Origin of the sequence: Methylobacterium durans, from assembly GCF_003173715.1 — a bacterium.
Classification (GTDB): Bacteria; Pseudomonadota; Alphaproteobacteria; order Rhizobiales; family Beijerinckiaceae; genus Methylobacterium; species Methylobacterium durans.
In genome coordinates this window covers 5,109,075-5,127,877 of record NZ_CP029550.1, presented here as the reverse complement: position 1 = coordinate 5,127,877, position 18,803 = coordinate 5,109,075, and the positions used below count along the sequence as shown (strand labels likewise).

Here is an 18,803-nt window from a genome sequence, read left to right as displayed (position 1 = left end):
GTCCCGTTTTGCTCAACGTACGGTTGAGTATCCCGTTCGCCTCGGGTCGAGCAAGCGGCCCCGGGCCGCGGATCGTCCGCTCGGTTGCGCCGCTACCGTCGCGCCCCGGCCCGCGCGACGGCGCCATCCCGGCCGGGCCCGTCGCGCTGCGTTTCGTCTCCGGCCTCCCCGCCCACCGGCAGCCCGGCGGCCGCGTGCCCGGCGAGGCCCGGATCAGGGTCTTCTCCGGTCTGCCGCGCCGGTCCAGCGCGGTCCGGCCTGCCGAGCTGGAACGAGCGGGCGAGTTCCGAGCGCCGGGCCGAGTAGGTCGCCGCGATCATCGGATAGCCGACGGGCAGTCCCCACTTCGCCCGGTACGCCTCGGGGCTCAGCCCCCTCCGCCGCAGATGACGGGCCAGGGTCTTATAGCGCTGTCCGTCCTCGAAGCTGACGAGGTAGTCCGGCGTCACCGAGCGCTCGATCTCGGCCCTCGTCGCCGTCCGGGCAGGCGCGGGGGCGGCCCCGCCGTTGCCCAACCCGGCCAGGGTCCCGTGCACCCGCGCGATCAGGCCGGGCAACTCCTCCGGCGGGACGGGATTGCCACGCAGGTAGGCCGAGACGATCTCCGCGGTCAGAGCCGCGAACCCACCCAGTTCGAGACCTTCCTCCGACATGGAACCCTGCACCCTGGTGACGGTCGGGCAGCCGAGATAGTGGCGCAACCAGCGGTGGCAAGATCATCCACTCGGCCGAGCCGCCTCGCCGGTCAGCATCCGCACCATCGCCTCGCGCATCAGGAATTTCTGGACCTTGCCCGTGACCGTCATCGGGAAGGCATCGACGAACGCGATGTGGCGCGGGATCTTCTGGTGGGCGATCTGCCCGGTGCAGAATGCACGGATGTCCTCCGCGGTCGCCTCCGCGCCGGGCCGGAGCCTGATCCAGGCGCAGACCTCCTCGCCGTAGCGGGGATCTGGCACCCCGAAGACCTGCACCTCGTGGATCGCCGGGTGCCGGTAGAGGAAATCCTCCACTTCCCGCGGGTAGATGTTCTCGCCGCCGCGGATCACCATGTCCTTGATCCGCCCGACGATGCTGCAGAAGCCTTCCGGGTCCAGGGTGGCGAGATCGCCCGTATGGATCCAGCCGGCCTCGTCGAGCACCTCCGCCGTCCGTTCCGTCTCTCCCCAGTAGCCGCGCATGACGCTGTAGCCGCGGGTGCAGAGCTCGCCGACGCCGCCGCGGGGGAGGATGTGTCCCGCCGCGTCGACGATCTTGACCTCCAGGTGCGGGTGTACGCGTCCGACCGTCGAGACGCGCCGCTCCACGGGATCGTCGACGGCGCTCTGGAAGCTGACCGGGCTCGTCTCGGTCATGCCGTAGCAGATCGTCAATTCGGAGAGGTTCATCCGGTCGATGGCGCGCCGCATCAGCGCGATCGGGCAGGGCGCGCCGGCCATGATCCCGGTGCGCAGGCAGGACAGGTCGAACCGGTCGAAATCCGGGTGTTCGAGTTCGGCGAGGAACATGGTCGGCACGCCGTAGAGGGCCGTGCAGCGCGCCCCGGCGACGGCGCGCAGGGTGGCGAGCGGATCGAAGCCCTCGCCCGGATAGACCATGGCGGCGCCCGAGGTGAGCGCCGCGAGGTTTCCCAGGACGAGGCCGAAGCAATGGTAGAGCGGAACGGGGATGCAGATCCGGTCCTCCGGCCCGAGCCGCATCGTCCGCCCGACGAAATGGCCGTTGTTGAGGATGTTGTGGTGGCTCAGCGTCACGCCCTTCGGCGTGCCGGTCGTGCCGCTGGTGAACTGGATGTTGACGGGGTCGTCGCACTGGATCGCGTCGGCGAGATCGGCCAGGGCGGATCGCTCCGCCGCGCCGGCCCGCTCTGCCAGGGCCGCGAAGGGCAGCATGCCGGGAACCTCCGCGTCGCCGATCCGGATGACGAGGCGCAGAGCCGGCAGGCGCGCGGCGCGCAGGGCGCCGGGGGCCGCGTCGGCGAGTTCCGGCGCGAGGGCGTTCAGCAGGCCGACGAAGTCGCTGCCCTTGTGCCGCGAAGCCATGACGAGGGCGGCGCAGCCCACCGCGTTGAGGGCGAATTCGAGCTCGGTGAGCCGGTAGGCCGGGTTGATCGTGACGAGGATCAGGCCGGCCTTGGCCGCGGCGAACTGCGTCAGCGCCCAGGCGGCGTTGTTCAAGGACCAGATTCCGATGCGGTCGCCCGGCTTCAGGCCGAGGGCGAGGAGGCCGGCCGCCAGCCGCTCGGATTCCGCGTTCAGCTCCGACCAAGTCAGCTCCCGTCCATCCGCGATGAGGGCGATCCGGTCGGGCCAGCATTCGGCGGCGCGCGTGAGCATCTGCCCGATCGTCCGCCCGATCAGAGGCGTGGCGCTGGCCCCGTGCACGTAGCTGAGGGCGTCTTCCGCCATCATCGCCGTCTCCCTCGCCACACGGGGCTCGCGCGGTTTCCGGTGCGTCGCTGCAGAATCCTGCCACGAGACGATAGCTCCTTCGCGGCGAACTGGGCGTATAGTTCGAGAAATCTTTGCCGAGGGCTGAGCGATGTTTCCCGACACCGCGCGCGAGTTCGATTTCGGCTTGGGCGAGGCCGCAGATGCGGTCCGCGACAGCGTCCGGAGCTTCGCCCGCAGCCGGATCGCGCCGCGCGCCGACGAGATCGACCGGAGCAATGCCTTCCCGCGCGATCTCTGGCCCGAGATGGGCGCGCTCGGCCTGCACGGCATCACGGTCGAGGAGGCGTTCGGCGGGCTCGGGCTCGGCTATCTCGAGCATTGCGTCGCGATGGAGGAGGTGTCGCGCGCCTCCGGCTCCGTCGGCCTCTCCTACGGCGCGCACGCAAATCTCTGCATCAACCAGATCCGGCGCAACGGCTCGCTCGCGCAGAAGCGCCGCTACCTGCCGCCGCTCGTCGCGGGGGAGGTGGTGGGCGCCCTCGCCATGTCCGAGCATGAGGCCGGGTCGGACGTCGTCGGCATGCGCACCCGGGCCGAGAAGCACGGCGACCAGTACCGGCTGAACGGATCTAAGATGTGGATCACGAACGGCCCCGTCGCCGAGACGTTCGTGGTCTACGCCAAGACCGATCCGGGCGCGGGCCCGAAGGGCATCACGGCCTTCCTCGTGGAACGGGGCTTCGCCGGCTTCTCCACCGGCGCGAAGCTCGACAAGCTCGGGATGCGCGGTTCGGACACCTGCGAGCTGATCTTCGAGGATTGCCGTGTGCCCGAGGAGAACGTGCTCGGCGCGGTGGGCGGAGGCGTCGGCGTGCTGATGTCGGGTCTCGATTACGAGCGCGTCGTGCTGGCGGCCGGGCCGCTCGGCATCCTCCAGGCCTGCCTCGACGTGGTGATGCCCTATGTCCGCGACCGCCGGCAGTTCGGCCGGCCGATCGGGACGTTCCAGCTCGTGCAGGGGAAGCTCGCCGACCTGTACGTTCAGGCCAACGCCGCGCGGGCCTACGTCTACGCGGTGGCGCGGGCCTGCGACCGGGGCGAGACGACGCGGGAGGATGCGGCCGGGGCGATCCTGTTCGCGGCCGAGCGGGCGACGCGCTGCGCGCTCGACGCCATCCAGCTCCTTGGCGGCAACGGCTACACGAACGACTACGCGGCGGGCCGCCTCCTGCGAGATGCCAAGCTCTACGAGATCGGCGCCGGAACGAGCGAGATCCGCCGGATGCTGATCGGGCGCGAGCTGTTCGCCAGAGCCTCGGCCTGAGGCGTCGGATGGCGACCCTGCGCACGAGCGCCGACCTGTCGTCCGATGCGGCCGCCGAGAACCGTGCGGCCTGGGCCGCCCTGCGCGAGACGCTGAAGGCGCGCCGGGCGGCCGCCGCGACGGGGGCCCCGAGAGGGCGCGCGCCCGGCACGTCGCCCGCGGGAAGCTCCTGCCGCGGGAGCGCGTGGAGCGGCTCCTCGATCCGGGCTCTCCCTTCCTCGAGATCGGGGGCCTCGCTGCCTACGGGCTCTACGAGGGCGATATTCACGCCGCCGGCCTGATTGCGGGGATCGGCCGGGTCTCGGGCCGCGAGGTCATGGTCGTCTGCAACGACGCGACCATCAAGGGCGGCACCTACTACCCGATGACGGTCAAGAAGCACCTGCGCGCCCAGGAGATTGCTGGCGAGAACCGGCTACCCTGTCTCTATCTGGTCGATTCGGGCGGCGCGAACCTGCCCCATCAGACCGAGGTCTTTCCCGACCGCGAGCATTTCGGCCGCATCTTCTACAATCAGGCCCGGCTCTCGGCCGCCGGCATTCCGCAGATCGCTTGCGTGATGGGCTCGTGCACGGCCGGCGGGGCGTACGTACCGGCCATGTCGGACGAGAGCGTCATCGTCCGCGGGCAGGGCACCATCTTCCTCGGCGGACCGCCGCTCGTGAAGGCGGCGACCGGGGAGATCGTCACCGCGGAGGATCTCGGCGGGGCCGCAATCCACACCCGCCTGTCCGGAGTCGCCGACCACGAGGCCGGGGACGACGCGCACGCGCTCGCCATCCTGCGGCGCATCGTCGGGACCCTGCACGCGCGCGCACGGCCCGACCTCGACATCCTGTCTCCCGTGGAGCCCCGGCACGACGCGGGCGATCTCGACGCCGTCGTGCCGGTCGACCTGCGCCGGCAATACGACGCCCGCGAGCTGATCGCTCGGATCGTCGACGGGTCGGATTTCGACGAGTTCAAGCGGCTTTACGGCACGACCCTCGTCTGCGGCTTCGCCCGCCTCTGGGGCATGCCGGTCGGCATCCTGGCCAACAACGGCATCCTCCACTCCGACAGCGCGCTGAAGGGCACGCACTTCATCGAGCTCTGCGGGCAGCGGCGCATCCCGCTCCTCTTCCTGCAGAACATCGTCGGCTTCATGGTCGGGCGGGAGGCCGAGGCCGGCGGCATCGCCAGGAACGGCGCGAAGCTCGTCACCGCGGTCGCGACCGCCACGATCCCCAAGCTCACCCTCCTCGTCGGCGGCTCCTACGGCGCCGGCAATTACGGCATGTGCGGCCGGGCCTACGGGCCGCGCTTCCTGTTCTCCTGGCCGAACGCGCGCATCTCCGTGATGGGTGCGGAGCAGGCCGCGAGCGTCCTCGCCACGGTGCGGCGGGATGCCGTCGCGGAGGCGGGCGGGACTTGGAGCGATGCCGAGGAGGCGGCGTTCCGGCAGCCGATCCGCGCCGCCTTCGAGGCGGAGGGCTCGCCCTACTACGCCACGGCCCGGCTGTGGGACGACGGCATCATCCTGCCCGAGGAGACGCGCCGCGTGCTCGGGCTGGCCCTGTCGGCCTGCCTGAACGCGCCGGTCGAGGAGCCTCGCTTCGCCCTGTTCCGGATGTGAGGCTGGACGTGAGCAGCCAGCGCCTCGCCTCCGTCCTGATCGCCAATCGCGGCGAGATCGCCTGCCGGATCGCGCGGACGGCGCGGCGCCGCGGCATGCGGATCGTCGCCGTCTATTCCGAGGCCGACCGCGACGCGCTCCACGTGGCGATGGCCGACGAGGCCCACCTGATCGGCCCCGCGCCGGCGGCGGAATCCTACCTCCAGCGCGACCGCATCGTGGAGACCGCGCGGCGGGCCGGCGTCGCTTGCCTCCACCCCGGATACGGCTTCCTGTCCGAGCAGCCCGAACTCGCCGAGGCCTGCGCCCGGGCCGGGATCGTGTTCGTCGGGCCGCCGGCGTCGGCGATTCGGGCGATGGGCCTCAAGGACCGCGCCAAGGATCTCGTCGCCGCGGCCGGGGTCCCGGTCATCCCGGGCTATCAGGGGGAGCGGCAGGAGGACGCGTTCCTGCGGGCGCAGGCCGACGCCGTCGGCTACCCGGTCCTGATCAAGGCGGTGGCCGGCGGCGGCGGCAAGGGCATCCGGCGGGTCGACGTGCCGGATGCGTTCGCGGATGCCCTGGAATCTGCCCGCCGCGAGGCCGAGAGCGCCTTCGGAAACGCCCGCGTGCTGATCGAGCGTTGCGTGCCGAGCCCGCGCCACATCGAGGTTCAGGTCTTCTGCGACGCGTCCGGCGGCGCGATCCACCTGTTCGAGCGCGACTGCTCGCTGCAGCGCCGGCACCAGAAGATCGTCGAGGAGGCGCCCGCGCCCGGCATGACGCCCGAGACGCGCGCGGCGATGGGCCGGGCCGCGGTCGAGGCCGCCCGCGCGGTCGGCTATGTCGGGGCCGGGACGGTCGAGTTCATCGCGACCGGGGATCTGCGGCCGGACGGGTTCTGGTTCATGGAGATGAACACCCGCCTCCAGGTCGAGCACCCGGTCACGGAGGCGATCACGGGGCTCGACCTCGTCGATTGGCAGTTCCGGGTCGCGGCCGGCGAGCCGCTTCCCCACGCCCAAGGGGCGGTCCGGATCCGGGGGCACGCCATCGAGGCGCGGCTCTATGCCGAGGATCCGCAGGCGGATTTCCGGCCCTCGACGGGGCGGCTGCACGCCCTGCGACTGGCCGAGCCGGAGGGCGTGCGGGTCGACACGGGCGTCCGGGAGGGCGACGGCGTCACGCCCTTCTACGACCCCCTGATCGCCAAGCTGATCGCGCATGGACGGACGCGGGCGGAGGCCGCCGCGCGCCTGCGGGTGGCCCTCGACGGGACGCTGGTCGCCGGGCCCCGGACGAACCTCGGCTTCCTCCGGCGACTGATCACGTCGGAGGCCTTCGAGCGATCACGAACCGACACCGGATACGTAGATCGCGATCATGCCGCGCTCGTCGAATCCGCGCCGGGCATCGATGCGGGCTGCCTGCGACGGGGCGTCCTGGCGCTGCTCGCCTCCGGACAACCGCCGGCGGCCGGAACCTCGCCCTGGGACGTCGCCGACGGCTTCCAGCTCGGCGCGGCGCGGGTGCAGGTCTGGCCGCTCGCCATCGACGGGCGCCGCGACGCGGTCACCCTCGTCTGGCCGGAGCCGGGAGCCGGGGGCGAGCCGGAGATCCTGTATCGCGGGGAGCCGGCATCCGGGTCCGGCGGGGACCGCATCGCAATCGTGCCGGCCGAGGGCGGCGTCCTCGTCCTCCGGGACGGCCGGCAATGGCGCCTCGACGCGCTCGACGAGGCCGAGGCCGCGCCCGAGCGGGAGGCCGGGGGCGGCGGCATCGCCGCGCCGATGCACGGCCGGATCGTCGCCGTCCACGTGGCGCCGGGCGACCGCGTCGGGCGGGGGCAGCGCCTCGGCCTCATCGAATCCATGAAGATGGAGCACGCGCTGACGGCGCCGGCCGCCGGCACGATCGTCTCGGTGGCGGCCCGGGCCGGCCTGCAGGTCGCGGAGGGCGCCCTCCTGTTCACCCTGGCACCCGAGGCATCCGAATGACCGGCCGGCCCTCTCCCCCGCCCCATCCCCGCGGCGGCCTCTATTACGAGGATTTCGCAATCGGCGCGCTGGTGGCCCATCGCCTCACCCGCACCGTGACGCAGATGGACAACATGCTGTTCTCGAACATGACCCTGAACCCGCAGCCCCTCCACATCGACGCGCATTTCTGCGCCCACGAGACCGAGTGGGGCCGGCCGCTGATGAACTCGCTGTTCACCCTCGGCCTGATGATCGGCATCTCGGTCAACGACCTGACCCTGGGCACCACGATCGCCAATCTCGGCATGACCGACGTGCGCTTCCCCTCCCCCTCTTCGAGGGCGACACGATCCGCGTCACGACGGAGGTGGCGGGAAAGCGCCCCTCGCGCTCGCGGCCGGATGCGGGCATCGTCGATTTCATCCACCGGGCCTACCGGCAGGACGACGTCCTCGTCGCCGAGTGCCGCCGGCAGGCCTTCATGCGGCGGCGGTCGGCCGCCGCAGGGGAAGGCTGAGGATGCGCGCGCTGCTGTTCGTCCCCGCGGATGCGCCGCGCAAGGTCGAGAGGGCGCTGGAGAGCGGCGCCGACGCCCTCATCCTCGATCTGGAGGACTCGGTCGCCGCCGGGGGGAAGCCGGCGGCGCGCGATCAAGCCGCCGCGTCGATCGCCCGCCTCCGCGACCGCGCCGGGGGCCGAGGCTTTTCGTGCGCGTCAACGGGCTCGACACCGGCCTGACCGACGACGACCTCGCTTCCGTCATGCCGGCCCGTCCGGACGGGATCGTCCTGCCGAAGGCCGTCTGCGGCCCGGATATCGACGCCCTCGGCGCGCGGCTCGCGGTGCACGAGGCGGTGATCGGCCTTCCCGCCGGCGCGACGCGGATCCTGCCGATCGCCACCGAGACGGCGTGGGCGGTGCTGGCGCTCCTGAAGCCGCCCGCGGGCAATCCGCGCCTGTGCGGCCTCACCTGGGGGGCGGAGGACCTCTCCGCCGATCTCGGCGCCGAGGCGAACCGCGACGCGGCCGGGGCCTGGACGGGGCCGTACCGTCTCGCGCGCGACCTCACCCTGCTGGCGGCGGCCGCGGCGCAGGTCGACGCGATCGACACCGTCCATCTCGGCTACCGCGATCCCGCCGCCCTCGAGCGGGAATGCCGGGATGCGCGCCGGGACGGGTTCTGCGGAAAGCTCGCCATCCATCCTGCCCAGGTTCCGGTGATCAACGCCGCCTTCACGCCCTCCGACGAAGACCTCGCCGAGGCGCGGGCGGTGGTCGCCGCCTTCGCGGCCGCCCCGGGGCGGGCGTGATCGGGCGGGACGGCCGGATGCTCGACGCGCCGCACCTGCGCCGGGCCCGGCGCCTCCTCGCCCGGAAGGATCGCGCGGGGGAATGAGCCGGAGAGGGCCCGCGCTCCGGGCGCGCCCGGATTGACGACGGCCCCGGCGCATGTTTCGCGGAAGGGGCCGCGCCGTTCGACCCTGCGCGCCTCCGTGAAGCGAGCGTCGCCCGCGTGATGCACAAGCCACTGATCCAGCTCGGCCTGCGGTTCGAGCAGCCCGCCGACGAGCGCGACTTCGTCCGGCATTTCACCCTCGACGATCTCGGCCGCACGCGGGCCGCGATGCTGCTCGGCGCCTTCGTCTACTGCGCCTTCGCGGTCTGGGACTGGATCCTCGATCCCGCCGCCTGGACCACGACCCTGGCGATCCGGCTCGCGGTCGCCGGTCTCGTGCTGCTGCCGCTCACGGCCGCGCTGGGGTCGCGGCCCGCGCAGGGCTCGGCGGAGTCGATCTACCTCGCCTACTGCGCCGTGCCGGGCTGCGTGCTCAGCCTGATCTACCTCCAGCTCGAACCCGGCTTCGAGCATGCGGCCGCGGGGATGATCATCGTCATCCTGTTCGTCTCGACGCTGCTGCCGCTCCGGCTGACCTCGCTCGCGATCTTCTGCGTCCTGACCTGGACCTGCTTCGCCCTGTGCGAGTCCTTCGCCGTCCACGAGCGGGCGGGCATGCGCTTCGTGAACAATTTCGAGATCGGCATGGCCTACGCCCTCTCGCTCTACGCCGTCGGCGCGCGGGAATTCCGGGCCCGGCGCCAGTTCCAGACGGAGCGGGCCCTGCGCCGCGAGAAGGAGCGCTCCGAGGCGGCGCTCGCCGAATTGCGCGATGCCCAGGCCCATCTCGTCCAGGCCGAGAAGCTCGCCTCGCTCGGACAGCTCGTGGCCGGCGTCGCCCACGAGATCAACACGCCGCTGGGACTGGCGCTGACCACCTCGACGGCGGTCGAGGGCGACCTGAAGCAGTTCGTGCGGACCATCGAATCGGGGCAGGTCCGCCGGTCGGACCTCACGCTGGCCATCGCGCGGCTCCGGGAGGGGATGGGCCTCCTGTTCTCGAACCTCACCCGGGCGGCCGACCTCGTCACCAGCTTCAAGCAGGTGGCGGTCGATCAGGCCAACGAGGAGCGGCGCGCCTTCGCGCTGGGGCCCTGGCTGCGGGAGCTGATGAGCACCCTCGGGCCCCTGCTGCGCCGGAAGGGCCACGAGATGCGGATCCAGTGCGAGGACGGGATCGTCCTCGATTCCTATCCGGGCGCGCTCGCGCAGGTGATCAGCAACCTCGCCCTCAACGCCGTCATCCACGCCTACCCCGAGGGACGGACCGGCCACCTCGACCTCACCGTGTCGCGCCTCGACGAGAGCGGCCTGCGCCTCGTCTTCAGCGACGACGGCCTCGGCATCCCGGCCGACCACCTCCAGAAGGTGTTCGAGCCCTTCTTCACGACGCGGCGCGACCAGGGCAGCACGGGCCTCGGCCTGCACATCGTCTTCAACCTCGTCGTCTCCCGGCTGCAGGGACGGATCGAGCTCGCGAGCGGGGCCGGCACCGGCACGCGCTTCACCATCACCCTGCCGCTCGCCCTCGAACAGGCCCGCGAGCGGGAGGATCTCGTCGCCGTGTGATATCCTCGCCGCCCGATCGGCGCCTGAATCGGGCTCGCTCGGCAACCGGAGGTTGACGATGAGTGACGGATATCCCTCGATGACGGCCCTCCTGGGCCTCCTCGCCCTGGCCGGCTACCAGAACCGGGACAAGATCGCCGAGTTTCTCGGCGGACGCGGGCAGCCCGACCCCGCCCCTGCCGGCGCGGCCGGCGGACAGGCCGGCCCGGGTGCCGGCGCCGGCGGCGCCCTGAGCGGCGGCCTGGCTGGTGGCCTCGGCGGCCTCCTCGGCAGCCTCGCGGGCCATGCGGGCGCCGGCGGCGCGGGCGGCTTCCTGCACAGCGGCCTCGGCGAGATGCTGGAGCGCTTCCAGCAGGCCGGGCACGGCTCCGCGGCCCAATCCTGGGTGAATAGCGGCCCGAACGAGGAGATCAGCCCGCAGCAGCTCGAGACCGCGATCGGCCCCGACGTGCTGGCCACGCTCACGCAGCGGACCGGGCTGTCGCGGGAGGATCTCCTCGCGCGCCTCTCCCGCGACCTGCCGCAGGCGATCGACCGGTACACGCCGGACGGGCGCCTGCCGGCCCAGTAGGGTCGTCCCGCGCCGGCCCGCTCAGGCCGCGCGGGTCGGCCGGGGCGTGAACTGCGCCTGCAATCGGGCTGTCTCCTCGGGGCCGAGCGCCAGAACGAGCCTCACCGCCTCCTCGACGAGGGCCGAGGGGGTGGTGCCGGCCCGCTTGGCAGCGCGCGCCACCTCGAGCCCGAGCCCGAGTTCGATCTGCACCGGGGCCGTGCGGCCCGCGCCCGCCGCGGCACCCGGCGCGGGCGGCGGGAGCGGGGCGGCTTGCGGGACGGCTTGCGGGACGGCTTGCCGCGGCAGGCCGCGCGCCTCGCGGCGTCCCTGCGCGGCCAGGCGATCGGCGCGCTCGTTCAGCGGGTCGCCGGCATGGCCGCGCACCCAGGTCCAGCGCACGTCGCGGCGGCCGGCGAGCTCGTCGAGGCGCTTCATCAGGTCGACGTTCTTCACCTCGCCGGTGGTCGTGCGCCAGCCCTTCGCCTTCCAGCCGCGCATCCACTCGGTGACGGACTTGATCACGTACTGGCTGTCGCAGCGCATCTCGATCGGAGCGCCCTCGGGGAAATGCTCGAGCGCCCGGATGGCCGCCGTCAGCTCCATCCGGTTGTTGGTGGTTCCGGCCTCGCCGCCGCAGAGTTCGAGGGCTCCGTCCGGGGCCGAGATCACGACCCCCCAGCCGCCGGGGCCGGGATTGGGGTCGCAGCCCCCATCGGCATAGACAACGGTTCGCATGGCGGCGGGTCCTTCGGGTGCGGGGCCGTCCCTTGCTAGCCGGAGGTGGGAAACGAATGGTTGATGCCGTCGGTCCCGCGGCCTTCCCGCGAGCGGGCCCGCAACCCTTCGTTAACCATCGTGAACCAATCCTTCCCCATCCGCAGGGGATTCGGATCACGATGGCACCCACACCGCTCCGACCGACAGCCACGGCGCTCGCGCGATACCCGATCCCGGTCGAGCTGATCGCGGCGCTCTACCGCGCCGACGCGACCGACTTCGCGCGCCTCGTCGCCCACATGCCGGAATACGGCCGCGCCCGGATCGCGGCCTATTGCGTGGAGCGGGAGCGCCTGCACCATCTCGGTGTGCGCCTCGCCGCCACCTGCGGCGAGGCGGCGCTGATCAAGGCCGCCGGGGCGGAGGTCGGCGCGGCCCTGTTCGCGCATGCCCGCATCGAGACGGCGGAGACCGACATCGGCTCGGGCGAGACAGCGGCGTCGGCCGAGGCGCCTGCCCGGGACCCTGCTCAGGCCACTGCCCAAATGACTGGCGAAGTGACGGCGCAAGCCCCCGCCCCGGCCCTCGCGCAGATGCAGATCATCGACCTGCCGGGCGCTTCGACCGGGCGCGCCCCGCAGGATCGCGCCAGGGCTGCCTGACGCGCCCCCATCCGGCCCGGCGCCGCGGCGCGCCCCTTCCCGTTCGGGCTGCCGCGGTCCCGGATCGGCAGCGCCTAGCGGAGGCCGCCCGAGGCCAGGATGTCCTCGCCGGTGATCCACCGGGATTCGGGCGAGGCGAGGAAGACCGCGAGCGCCGCGATGTCCTCCGGCTGACCCATCCGGCCGAGCGGCGTCCTCGCCACCATGTCGCGCTCCATGTCCGAGCCGATCAGCCCCAGCGTGTGGACGCCCTCGGTCTCGACGCCGCCGGGCGAGATCGTGTTCACCCGGATCCGGCGCGGCCCGAGTTCCTTGGCGAGAACCTGCGTGATCGCGGCCACCGCCGCCTTCGTGGCCGTGTAGACGGCGGTCGCCGGCGGGGCGAGCGCGGTCGCCGCGGAGCCGATATTGATCACGCTGCCGCCCTCGGGGCCGAACTGCCCCACCGCCTGCTGCGTCGCGAGGAGGAGCCCGAGCACGTTCGTGTCGAACTGCCGGCGGTACTCCTCCTCGCTGAACGCTTCGATCGGGGCGAAGCGGTAGATGCCGGCGTTGTTCACGAGGATGTCGACGGGGCCGAAGACGCGCTTCGTCTCCGCGAACAGGTGCTCGACCTCCGCGGCTCGCGCGACGTCGGCGCGGATCGCGACGGCCCGCCCTCCCCGCTCCTCGACCGCGCGAACGACGCGCTCCGCGCCCTCCGCGCTCGTGGCGTAGTTCACGACGACGGCAGCCCCTTCGGCCGCCAGCGCCCGCGCGATCTCCGCGCCGATGCCCTTCGAGGCGCCCGTGACCACCGCCACCTTGCCCTGCAATCTCGCCATGACTCGTCTCCTGCCGCCCCTCTCTTCGACATTTAGATGATCATCGAAGTGTTGCGTGTGCGAATCGGCACGCGGAGGGCCCGGCTCAGATCTCCGCCAGCCGGGCCAGATAGGCGCTCAGGATATCACGCTGCAGCACCAGGCTGGCGAACTTGCCCTCGCGCCGGATCTCGATGAGGCCGGCGGTCTCGAGTTCCTTGACGTGGTGGGAGAGGGTCGCCGCGCTGACGTTCTGGCTCTCGTGCAGGCTGCCGCAGGGGCACGATCCGCCCGTGAGGCCGACCTGCTTCAGGATCTCGTAGCGCCGCGGCTCCGCGAGGGCGCGGGCGATTCGGGCGAACTGACGGTCCGTGAGCGGGGGTGTCGGAGGCGATCCCATGACGGAGCAGGCATAGAGCACGCGGCGGGCGAGGGGAACTCCGGCCGGCCGCGATCCGCACGCGATAACAAGGATCTGGCGCGCCCGGTTGATGTCCCGCGGGAGCCCGGCGCGCGAGGGAGCCGCCGCCGACGCGCGCCGATCTCGGCGGCGGCTGACAGGTCCCGCTCCCCGTTCCCGCGACATGGTTGACATATGAACTTTCAGCGCTCATGTGCCAGACCTTCTTGAAATCGCCAAGACGAGGGTGCGAAGAGACATGAGCGCGATGCGTAACGCATTAGTGGAGATGACGGCCGAGGTCGTCTCTGCTTACATTGCGCACAATCATGTTGCTGCGAGCGACATCCCTGCATTGATCGCGAGCGTGCATGGGGCCCTGAACAACCTCGCGGGCGGCGCGCCGCAGCCCGCCGAAGAAGAGGTCGAGAAGCCGACGCCGGCGCAGATTCGCAAGTCGATCACGCCGGACGCCCTGGTCTCGTTCATCGACGGCAAGCCCTACAAGACGCTCAAGCGCCACCTCTCGACGCACGGGCTCGACCCCTACAGCTATCGCCAGCGCTACGGCCTGCCGGGCGACTACCCGATGGTGGCAGCAAGCTACGCTGCGCAGCGCTCCGAGCTCGCCAAGTCGATCGGCCTCGGACGCCCCGGCGGCATGGCCGAGGCCGGACCGGAGAGCGGCCGCGCGCGGCGCGAGGATTGAGGCAGGGCCCCGGCTGGACCGCCCCGCGCGCCGCGGCCTGCGGGGCGTCGCGTCGACGCGCCGGCAGGCCGCCGCCTGACCGCCCGCGACGGGACCGGGGCGCGGCCCATTGCGCACCAGCTCATAACTAAGAGTTATTCTATATCCCCGTCCAAATTCCCTACAGTTGAAATCTGAGCAGGGACGCCGGCGCGCCGGACCATTATTGTCCTGATTATATTCAGTTGCTCCCGGGCGATTTCATCTTTCGTTAACCAAGATCGAGCAATTTCGCGGCGACTTCTTCACGGCGTCCCGGCGACTGTCCTGACTTCGCCGGCCAGCGAGTGTGGGATCTCACGCGCGGCGGGCAGGTCGCGGCCGGATCCGGCCGTGAGACGGATCCTCAGTGGGGTCTCACCGCGGCGGTGAGCGCCCGACATGCGTGCCGCGAACCCGGTATTCCCCTCCTCAACGCCACGAGGATCAGATCGCCATGCGTGAGATCGAGCAGCAGAATCGCTTCGCCGCCTTCCACATCTCGGACGACGACATCGCCCAGCTTCAGCAGCACGCCGCCTTCGCGCGGACCCGGCTGCCGCAGCTGCTCGTCGAGCTTCACGCCGAGTTCGCCGCCTGGCCCGAGATCCAGCGCGCCCTCATGCTGCCCGACGTCCACGAGGCCCGCGTCGCCCACTGGGTGCGGGCGGCGGGCGGCGAGCTCAAGGCGGGGTTCCAGGATTCCGCCGAGCGGCTCGCCACCGCCTTCAGCCGGCGCGGCGTGCCGGCCTACGCGGTCGCGGTCTGCCACTTCACCGTCTCGCGCGCCATCGCCAAGGAGCTCGGTCTCGACCGGCCGCTGGGCGCGGGCCTGAGCGGGCACCTCGCCCTGCGGCAGGCGGCGAACCGGCAGGCGCTCGCCGCGATCCTCGAGAAGGTCGCCTGGTTCGATCTCGAGCTTCTGCTGGAGACCTATGCACGGGTGCAGGCGCAGGAGCGCCGCACGGCGCTCGCACAGCTCGAAGCCTTCCAGCACAAGGTCCAGGCGATCACCGAGGCGGTGACGGCGGGCGCCGGCACGGTGAGCAGCCGGGCCGAGACGATGGTGGCGACGACCGGCGAGACGGCGCAGCTCGCGCATTCCGTCGCGGGGGCCTCGCAGGAGGCGTCCGCCAACGTCGACGGCGTGGCCGCCGCCGCCGAGCAGCTCTCCGCCTCGCTGAACGAGGTCGCCGCCCAGGTCTCGCGGGCCGCGGACATCGCCCAGACGGCCAACCAGACGGCCCAGGACACGGATGCGACGGTACAGAGCCTGTCGGCCTCGGCGGGCCGGATCGGCGACGTGGTGGCGCTGATCTCCAGCATCGCGGGCCAGACGAACCTGCTGGCCTTGAACGCCACGATCGAGGCGGCGCGGGCGGGGGAAGCGGGGCGCGGCTTTGCGGTGGTGGCCACCGAGGTGAAGGGGCTGGCCGGGCAGACCGCCATGGCGACCAAGGAGATCACCGCGCAGGTGGGCGCGATGCAGAGCGCGACCCAGGGCGCCGTCGCGGCGATCGGGCGGATCGCCGCGATGATCGGGGAGATGGACCGGGTGGCGGCGACCATGGCCGCGGCGATCGACCAGCAGCGGGCCGCCACGCAGGAGATTGCGGGCAACGTGGCGCGGGCGGCGGCCGGCACGCAGCAGGTGGCCGGCAGCATCGACGGCGTCAGCCACGCCGCGGAGGTCGCCGGCGGCGCGGCCGGCGAGATGCTGGGCATCGCCCGCGCCCTCGCGGGGCAGGCGGTGACGCTCCAGCAGGCCATGAGCGAACTCGTCGCCCAGAACCGGGCCGCCTGACCCGCGTCCCCCGCCAGGGGGGCGACGGCGGCCGCCCGGCCCCGCCGTCAGCCTTCGTCGGCCTCCGGGCGGTCGACGTTCTGCTCCTCCTCGTCGAAGACGTAGCCGGCGAGCCAGTCCGCGCTGTCCTGGGAGCCCGCCCGGTAGGGATTGGCCGAGACGGGCAGGCCGGCGAGTTTCGCCGCCTTGCCGTCCTGCATGGCCTGGTTGAGCTCGTCCGCCATGTGCGCGTTCTCCCGTGCGGCTCGGGCACGCCGCGGCCGGGGACGGCCAGCGGCATGCCGGTTCGGCATCATGCCACGAACGGGCCCTGCCCTCACCGTCCTGCGCGGGGCGCGATTCCGCGCCGTCCGGCCGGGGCGGAGTGCGCACGAGCGTCCGGGCAAAATTCGCGTTCCGTGAAAAGATGTTGCGCCGATCGTCGCGAGCCCGCCGGCGACATGCCCAGATTAGAGCTGGTACAAGGTTTGCTGCGCCGCGGCAGGCAGCGAATCGAGGAACCGGCGATGCAGATGAGCCCAGCGCGAACCTGGAACCCGCACGCGGCCGGCGGCGCGGCCGCCCCGGTGCAGGCCAGCGCGCTTCTCCTCACGGAAACCGAGCGCCAGCCCAACGGCCCGCGCCCGCTCCTCCAGGGATTGACCGAGCCGGAGCTGGCGCTCGTCATGGCGAAGGGCCAGCGCCGGGTCCTCTACCGGGGCACCACCCTGTTCAGCCAGGACACCCCGCATGACGGGATCTGGCTCGTCGAGACCGGCCGCATGCGCGTCTTCTACACCGCCCCGTCCGGCCGCGAGATCACGCTCGCCTACTGGTATCCCGGCAATTTCGTCGGCGGGCCGGAGGTGTTCGGCAACGGCGTGCATAGCTGGTCCGGCATGGCCGCGAGCAACGCGACCGTGCTGCATCTGCCCGGCAAGGCCCTGCAGGGGCTCGTCGCGCAGATCCCGGCGCTCGCCCTCGGCGTGATCGAGGGCCTGTCCTTCAAGGGCAAGTGCTACTCGGCGCTCGCGCAGATGCTCGGCACCCGCTCGATCACCGAGCGCCTCGCCCACCTGCTCCTGCACCTCGCCGACCTCTACGGCGTCGAGGAGGAGGACGGCACCGTGATCGCCGCGACCTTCACCCACGCGGACCTCGCCCACATGGTCGGGGCCACCCGGCAATGGGTGACGATCAGCCTCAAGCGGCTCGCCGCGCAGGGCATCGTCGTCGCGCGGCGCTCGCAGATCGTGATCCTGCGGCCGGACCTGCTCGCCCGGATGCGCGGCGGCGAGGAGGCCGCCTAATCGGCGAGCGTGCCGCCCAAACAAGCGGCAGGGGCGTGGGGACCCCGGCTTTTTGCGCAACTAATCGACCCGCGAATCCTCTCTCCGTTTGATCGGACCGGATGCCGGCCCCGATCATGACCCCGGATGTCGAACGGACATCGTCCCGGCCGAAGTGGAGCAAGCGATGCCCTCGTTGTTATCCAGATGCGGATCGGTCTCGGCGGTCGCCCTGCTCGCCCTGGCGGGCCTTGCCGCCCCCGCCCGCGCCCAGTCGACGCTCACCGTCGGGATCGGCACGCAGGACACGACCACGAACACCGCCACGGTCGGCGTCGTGATCCGCCAGCTCAAGCTCCTCGAGAAGCACCTGCCGACGACCGGCAAGTATGCGGGCATGACGATCCGGCTCGACTGGCAGAACTTCACCTCCGGCCCGCCGGTCACGAACGGCATGATGGCCGGCAAGCTCCAGTTCGGCGCGATGGGCGACTACCCCCTCGTCGTCAACGGCTTCACCTTCCGGAACAACCCCGAGAGCCAGTCCGAGCTGATCTCGGTCGCGGCCTACAATCTCCACGGCTCCGGCAACGGCATCGTCGTCCACAAGGACTCGGAGTACTTCTCCTTCGAGGATCTCAAGGGCAAGCTCGTCAGCGTGCCCTTCGGCTCGGCCGCCCACGGGATGGTGCTCAAGGCCCTGCAGGACAAGGGCTATCCGGCGACCTGGATGCGCCTCGTCAGCCAGAGCCCGGAGGTCGGCTCGACGAACCTCCAGGAGAAGAAGATCGACGCGCACGCCGATTTCGTGCCCTTCGCCGAGCTGCTGCCCTTCCGGGGCTTCGCCCGCAAGATCTTCGACGGCGTCGAGACGAAGCTGCCGACCTGGCACGGGGTCGTGGTGCGCACGGATTTCGCCAAGCTCTATCCGGAGATCGTCGAGGCCTACCTCAAGGCCGTGCTCGACGCCCGCGACTGGGTGAAGGCCGACCCGAAGCGCGCGGCTGAGCAGATCGCCGCCTGGACCGGGACCGACAAGGAGGTCGTCTACATCTTCCTCGGTCCCGGCGGCATCATGACGATCGACCCGACCATCAAGGCGCCGCTGGTGGAGGCGGCCCGCGAGGACGTGAAGGTCCTGCAGAAGCTCGACCGCATCAAGGAGTTCGACGTCGGCACCTGGGTCAACGACGGCTATCTCCGCAAGGTCTTCTCCGAGCGCGGCCTCGACTACGAGCGGGAGCGGGCGAGCACCGCGAATTACGAGGTCTCGGGCGAGGACACCTACTGCAAGACGCCGATCTCCGAGCCGCGCAAGGCGGGCGAGATCTGGGTGAAGGGCGGCGCCATCCAGCCCTATTCCAGCGCCGCCTGCACCCTCGGCGCCCTCGGCGAGATGAAGGCCAAGGGCGAGGAGATCAACGTCGCCTACGTCTTCGACACCGCGCGCGGCATCAAGCTCTTCGCGAGCGAGGCGTTCTACGTCACCGACGGAAGGGGCGGCCTGTCGCCCTACCTCCTCAAGCAGGACGCCGAGGCCGCGGCGGGCGCCGGGGGCGGCAAGGTCCTTCCCTTCGCGGATGCCCTCAAATCCGCCGTTACGGGAGGCTAGCC

At 71.7% G+C, this 18,803-nt stretch carries 15 protein-coding genes and 3 pseudogenes; 12 read left to right on the top strand and 6 right to left on the bottom strand.

Annotated elements, in window-relative coordinates:
- Positions 1-92: 92 nt before the first annotated feature.
- Positions 93-653 carry a Ros/MucR family transcriptional regulator gene (locus tag DK389_RS23635; RefSeq protein ID WP_109893262.1) on the bottom strand — a complete coding sequence of 187 codons (561 nt, stop codon included), beginning with the start codon at positions 651-653 and terminating at the stop codon, positions 93-95.
- A 63-nt stretch (positions 654-716) separates the two neighbouring features.
- Complete coding sequence (locus tag DK389_RS23630) at positions 717-2,408, bottom strand: AMP-binding protein (RefSeq protein ID WP_109896776.1); 1,692 nt, start codon at positions 2,406-2,408, stop codon at positions 717-719.
- A gap of 133 nt (positions 2,409-2,541) precedes the next feature.
- Between DK389_RS23630 and DK389_RS23625 the strand changes: the two genes are divergently transcribed.
- From DK389_RS23625 to DK389_RS23600, 7 genes and pseudogenes are all read left to right on the top strand, one after another.
- Positions 2,542-3,717, top strand: coding sequence for an acyl-CoA dehydrogenase family protein (locus DK389_RS23625; RefSeq protein WP_109893260.1), 1,176 nt, complete (start codon positions 2,542-2,544; stop codon positions 3,715-3,717).
- Positions 3,718-3,725: 8 nt separating this feature from the next.
- A pseudogene (locus DK389_RS32790) lies at positions 3,726-5,332 on the top strand (carboxyl transferase domain-containing protein).
- A gap of 8 nt (positions 5,333-5,340) precedes the next feature.
- Positions 5,341-7,308, top strand: coding sequence for an acetyl/propionyl/methylcrotonyl-CoA carboxylase subunit alpha (locus tag DK389_RS23620; RefSeq protein WP_236960304.1), 1,968 nt, complete (start codon positions 5,341-5,343; stop codon positions 7,306-7,308).
- Positions 7,305-7,807 (top strand): annotated as a pseudogene (locus DK389_RS23615) (MaoC family dehydratase). Before DK389_RS23620 ends, DK389_RS23615 begins: the two are co-directional and overlap by 4 nt.
- Before the next feature lie 2 nt (positions 7,808-7,809).
- Positions 7,810-8,686: pseudogene (locus tag DK389_RS23610) on the top strand (HpcH/HpaI aldolase/citrate lyase family protein).
- 120 nt (positions 8,687-8,806) lie between these two features.
- The gene (locus tag DK389_RS23605) at positions 8,807-10,255 is read left to right on the top strand and encodes a sensor histidine kinase (protein ID WP_109893256.1); all 1,449 of its coding nucleotides are present in this window, start codon (positions 8,807-8,809) and stop codon (positions 10,253-10,255) included.
- A 58-nt stretch (positions 10,256-10,313) separates the two neighbouring features.
- Positions 10,314-10,826: a YidB family protein gene (locus DK389_RS23600; protein WP_109893254.1), complete on the top strand. Its 513-nt coding sequence runs from the start codon at positions 10,314-10,316 to the stop codon at positions 10,824-10,826.
- A gap of 21 nt (positions 10,827-10,847) precedes the next feature.
- On the opposite strand, the gene rnhA is transcribed toward DK389_RS23600, so the two are convergent.
- Positions 10,848-11,543 (bottom strand): ribonuclease HI, encoded by a 696-nt coding sequence (gene rnhA, locus DK389_RS23595; protein ID WP_109893252.1) that lies wholly within the window; start codon positions 11,541-11,543, stop codon positions 10,848-10,850.
- 161 nt (positions 11,544-11,704) lie between these two features.
- Between rnhA and DK389_RS34525 the strand changes: the two genes are divergently transcribed.
- Complete coding sequence (locus DK389_RS34525) at positions 11,705-12,187, top strand: hypothetical protein (protein ID WP_236960302.1); 483 nt, start codon at positions 11,705-11,707, stop codon at positions 12,185-12,187.
- A 74-nt stretch (positions 12,188-12,261) separates the two neighbouring features.
- Here DK389_RS34525 and DK389_RS23585 read toward each other — a convergent pair whose 3' ends face one another.
- Together DK389_RS23585 and DK389_RS23580 are read right to left on the bottom strand one after the other, a co-directional pair.
- Complete coding sequence (locus DK389_RS23585; RefSeq protein WP_109893250.1) at positions 12,262-13,011, bottom strand: SDR family NAD(P)-dependent oxidoreductase; 750 nt, start codon at positions 13,009-13,011, stop codon at positions 12,262-12,264.
- Between the two features lie 85 nt (positions 13,012-13,096).
- Positions 13,097-13,390, bottom strand: a complete 294-nt coding sequence (locus DK389_RS23580; protein ID WP_109896774.1) for an ArsR/SmtB family transcription factor — start codon at positions 13,388-13,390, stop codon at positions 13,097-13,099.
- Positions 13,391-13,649: 259 nt separating this feature from the next.
- Between DK389_RS23580 and DK389_RS23575 the strand changes: the two genes are divergently transcribed.
- The gene (locus tag DK389_RS23575; protein WP_109893248.1) at positions 13,650-14,099 is read left to right on the top strand and encodes a Ros/MucR family transcriptional regulator; all 450 of its coding nucleotides are present in this window, start codon (positions 13,650-13,652) and stop codon (positions 14,097-14,099) included.
- Between the two features lie 475 nt (positions 14,100-14,574).
- A complete protein-coding gene (locus DK389_RS23570) occupies positions 14,575-15,921 on the top strand; it encodes a methyl-accepting chemotaxis protein (RefSeq protein ID WP_109893246.1) in 1,347 nt (448 codons plus the stop codon).
- A 47-nt stretch (positions 15,922-15,968) separates the two neighbouring features.
- Here the strand turns inward: DK389_RS23570 and DK389_RS33495 are convergent, their stop codons facing one another.
- Complete coding sequence (locus DK389_RS33495) at positions 15,969-16,145, bottom strand: hypothetical protein (protein WP_194075105.1); 177 nt, start codon at positions 16,143-16,145, stop codon at positions 15,969-15,971.
- Between the two features lie 288 nt (positions 16,146-16,433).
- Here DK389_RS33495 and DK389_RS23565 point away from each other — a divergent pair, with 288 nt between their 5' ends.
- Together DK389_RS23565 and DK389_RS23560 are read left to right on the top strand one after the other, a co-directional pair.
- A complete protein-coding gene (locus tag DK389_RS23565) occupies positions 16,434-17,210 on the top strand; it encodes a Crp/Fnr family transcriptional regulator (protein WP_194075104.1) in 777 nt (258 codons plus the stop codon).
- A 166-nt stretch (positions 17,211-17,376) separates the two neighbouring features.
- Positions 17,377-18,801: an ABC transporter substrate-binding protein gene (locus DK389_RS23560; RefSeq protein ID WP_109893242.1), complete on the top strand. Its 1,425-nt coding sequence runs from the start codon at positions 17,377-17,379 to the stop codon at positions 18,799-18,801.
- Positions 18,802-18,803: the final 2 nt, after the last annotated feature.